This is a genomic window from Bacillus sp. C30 (genome assembly GCF_040838255.1).
Classification (GTDB): Bacteria; Bacillota; Bacilli; order Bacillales; family Bacillaceae_G; genus Bacillus_A; species Bacillus_A mycoides.
This window is the reverse complement of the sequence record NZ_JBFPJH010000343.1, coordinates 1-3,308: the sequence shown is the minus strand read 5'-3', so window position 1 is coordinate 3,308 and position 3,308 is coordinate 1. Positions and strand designations below refer to the sequence as shown.

The window sequence follows — 3,308 nt, the reverse complement described above, 5'->3', positions numbered from 1 at the left end:
GAATTTGATTTGTTGTAATGAAACGGAGGTGTATATTATGAAGTTTCCACATGATTTTTTATTCGGAGCTGCTTCAGCTTCTTATCAAGTAGAAGGTGCATGGAATGAGGATGGAAAAGGTGTTACGAATTGGGATGAGTTTTCAAAAATTCCTGGCAAAACATACGATGGAACAAATGGTGATGTAGCGGTGGATCATTATCATCGATATAAGGAAGATGTTCGTTTAATGGCTGAGATGGGATTGGAATCGTATCGTTTTTCGATTTCTTGGGCGAGAATATTGCCGACTGGAGATGGAGAGGTAAATGAAAAAGGAATTGAATTTTATAACAATTTAATTGATGAATGTTTAAAGTACGGGATTGTACCGTTTGCCACTTTATATCATTGGGATCTACCATTACCGTTAGAAAAAGATGGTGGGTGGACGAATAAACGAACAGCAGAGACTTTTGTAAAGTATGCAGAAATTTGCTTTAAGGCATTTGGTGATAGAGTGAAACATTGGATTACTTTTAATGAAACAGTAATGTTTTGTGGATTAGGCTATTTAAAAGGTGCACATCCACCAGGAATACAAAATGATGTTCCAAAGTATTTTCAAGCGACTCATTATGTATTTTATGCGCATGCGAAAACAGTTGCGGTGTACAAGCAGCTGAAACAGTATGGGGAGATAGGGATTACACATGTTTTCTTACCTGCTTATAGTGTGGATGATCAAAAAGAAAATATACTAGCAGCAAATCATGCGAATGAATATGAAACGTATTGGTACTACGATCCAGTTTTAAAAGGTGAGTATCCGTCTTATGTTGTACAACAATTAAAGGAAAATGGGTGGACTCCTAATTGGACGGTTGAAGAATTAGAAATCATTAAACAAAATGCCGAAAAAAATGATTTTATTGGCTTGAATTATTATCAGCCAATACGAGTAGAAAGATATGATATGGATATAAAGAGCGAGGAGCATTCTCGAGAAAACTCAACACTTGCTCCAGGTAATCCTTCTTTTGATGGTTTTTATCGAACAGTAAAAATGGATGATAAAACATATACCAAATGGGGTTGGGAAATATCTCCCGAAGGTTTCTTAGATGGATTGCATATGTTGAAAGCGCGTTACGGTGACATAAAGATGTATGTAACGGAAAATGGACTTGGTGATGAAGATCCAATCATTGACGGAGAAATTGTAGATGTTCCGCGAATTAAATTTATTGAAGAGCATTTAAAAGTAATGAAGCGTGCAATTCAAGAGGGAATTAATTTAAAAGGTTATTATGCATGGTCAGTTATTGATTTGTTAAGTTGGTTAAATGGATATAAAAAGCAATATGGCTTTATTTTTGTCGATCATAATGATAACTTAAAACGTAAGAAGAAACTTTCGTTTCATTGGTATAAACATGTGATCGAAACGAGAGGAGAAGAGTTATAACAGATAAAAGAGTATTTTAGGAGAAAGTGTATGAGTGCAAAGTATAAACAAATTGCAGATGTGTTAGAGCAAAACATTCGAGATGGGCTTTTTAATGAAACGAAAAAATTACCTACAGAAGAAGCGTTGATGAATCGATTTGAAGTAAGCCGTAATACGATACGTAAAGTAATTAGTCAGCTTGTGAATAGAGGTTATATTTTTCAAGTGCAAGGTAGTGGTATGTTTTTACGTGAAACTTCTGTAACAGATTACATTAATTTAGGAAGTTTACGTGGATTAACGAAAAATCTCGTTTCACAAAATATTGAAACGAAAGTGCTAGAGATTGAAGTAATAGATGCGGACGAAGAGATAGCAAAGCGAATGCAATGTGAAACTGGAACTAGGTTATATTTCTTGAAGCGTTTAAGAATTGTAGACGGTAAACCATTCTCTATTGAAGTAAGTTATTTCAAAAAAGATATCATTCCTTATTTGAATGAAGAAATAGCATTAAGTTCTGTATACAGTTATTTCATTGAGGATTTACGATTAAATATTGGCTTTGCCGATAAAGTTATTAGTTGTGAAAAAATAAATAAAGAAAATGCAAAGCTTTTAGAACTAAATGAAGGTGATCCAGCGCTTCTTATTGAAAATACAGTTTATCTTGTAAATGGAACAATTTTCGAGCTATCTCAATCAATGTTTCATTATGAAAAGACCAAACTTTTAAATCGAATTAATTTTAATTGAAAATGAATATAAGTAGCCTTGTAAAAAAGCAACTGGTCCTAAGTGAGCAGTTGCTTTTTATTTTTAAAGTGGATGAGCAAAAAAACACAAAAGTGGTTGGTCCGTTTTTTACAAACTTCTATTATGATAAGAGAAGAAAGGTAGTATTTTATTCATGCTTTAAAATAGACTGGCCTTAGAGAGGTGGAAGACAATGAGTTTTGCGATTTCACTAGTTGTTATTATTGTAGTTGTATCACTATTTGGGACCGTACTAGTCGCACGAAATGTAGAAGAGAATTACGGTAAGTCTACAAAGAGGAATGTAAAAAACTTATCTGCTATCTATATCATTCTTCTTTTAGGGCTTCTTGTGGGAGTTACTTGGTATGCGGTCGTTATTTTATAGAGTGTGTATATGATGAAGGAGTTAATGCATTGATGAAAAATGAGCGCCATGTTTTAGTTGTTTTCCCGCATCCAGATGATGAGTCGTATTGTGTGGCTGGCACAATTTTGGCTTATACGGAGCAGAAAGTCTCTCTTACCTATGTTTGCTTAACACTTGGTGAAATGGGGAGAGCGATGGGGAATCCACCTTTTGCAACTCGTGAATCTTTATATACAATTAGAGAGAAAGAGTTAAAGCGAGCTACAAATATTTTAGGGATTGAAGATTTACGTATGATGGGATATCGTGATAAAACTCTTGAATTTGAAGAGCCTGGAAAATTAAGAAGCTTGATTCAAAACTGTATTGAGGAATTGAATCCTTCTGTAGTTATTTCTTTCTATCCTGGGTATGCAGTTCATCCGGATCACGATGCAACAGGGGAAGCAGTAGTAGAGGTCTTAGCTAATATTTCGGAAAGTAAACGACCAGCCTTTTATGCTGTAGCTTTTTCGAAAAATCATGAAGACGAAATAGGACCTCCAGATTTTAAAAATGAAGTGAAAAAATATGTTCCGAAAAAATTGGAAGCATTACGAGCACATGCATCACAATTTACAACTAAAGTGGATGAGCTGGAAAGAGAGTATGAAGACGGTATTTCAGGCACAGTTGAGTGGTTAGAAAGAGAACCGTTTTGGATATATTCATTCAAAGATAAAAATATGTGATGCTACATCTGAAGGTGATGAA

At 34.5% G+C, this 3,308-nt stretch carries 4 protein-coding genes; all 4 read left to right on the top strand.

Translation table 11 applies throughout. From position 1 onward, the window contains the following. Window positions 1-37: 37 nt before the first annotated feature. The 4 genes from AB3X49_RS19880 to bshB2 all read left to right on the top strand — a co-directional run bounded on the left by AB3X49_RS19880 (window position 38) and on the right by bshB2 (window position 3,286). Window positions 38-1,447: a glycoside hydrolase family 1 protein gene (locus tag AB3X49_RS19880; RefSeq protein ID WP_367964263.1), complete on the top strand. Its 1,410-nt coding sequence runs from the start codon at window positions 38-40 to the stop codon at window positions 1,445-1,447. Between the two features lie 30 nt (window positions 1,448-1,477). Beyond that, a complete protein-coding gene (locus AB3X49_RS19875; RefSeq protein WP_367964259.1) occupies window positions 1,478-2,185 on the top strand; it encodes a GntR family transcriptional regulator in 708 nt (235 codons plus the stop codon). 193 nt (window positions 2,186-2,378) lie between these two features. Next, window positions 2,379-2,573, top strand: a complete 195-nt coding sequence (locus AB3X49_RS19870; protein WP_002014626.1) for a hypothetical protein — start codon at window positions 2,379-2,381, stop codon at window positions 2,571-2,573. 32 nt (window positions 2,574-2,605) lie between these two features. Beyond that, on the top strand, window positions 2,606-3,286 hold the full coding sequence (bshB2, locus tag AB3X49_RS19865) for a bacillithiol biosynthesis deacetylase BshB2 (RefSeq protein ID WP_367964261.1): 681 nt from the start codon (window positions 2,606-2,608) through the stop codon (window positions 3,284-3,286). Window positions 3,287-3,308: the final 22 nt, after the last annotated feature.

Bases quoted from the DNA above. Each gene is read 5' to 3' on its own strand.
- AB3X49_RS19875 (WP_367964259.1), top strand. From the start codon at position 1,478: ATGAGTGCAAAGTATAAACAAATTGCAGATGTGTTAGAGCAAAACATT.
- bshB2 (WP_367964261.1), top strand. From the start codon at position 2,606: ATGAAAAATGAGCGCCATGTTTTAGTTGTTTTCCCGCATCCAGATGAT.
- AB3X49_RS19880 (WP_367964263.1), top strand. From the start codon at position 38: ATGAAGTTTCCACATGATTTTTTATTCGGAGCTGCTTCAGCTTCTTAT.
- AB3X49_RS19870 (WP_002014626.1), top strand. From the start codon at position 2,379: ATGAGTTTTGCGATTTCACTAGTTGTTATTATTGTAGTTGTATCACTA.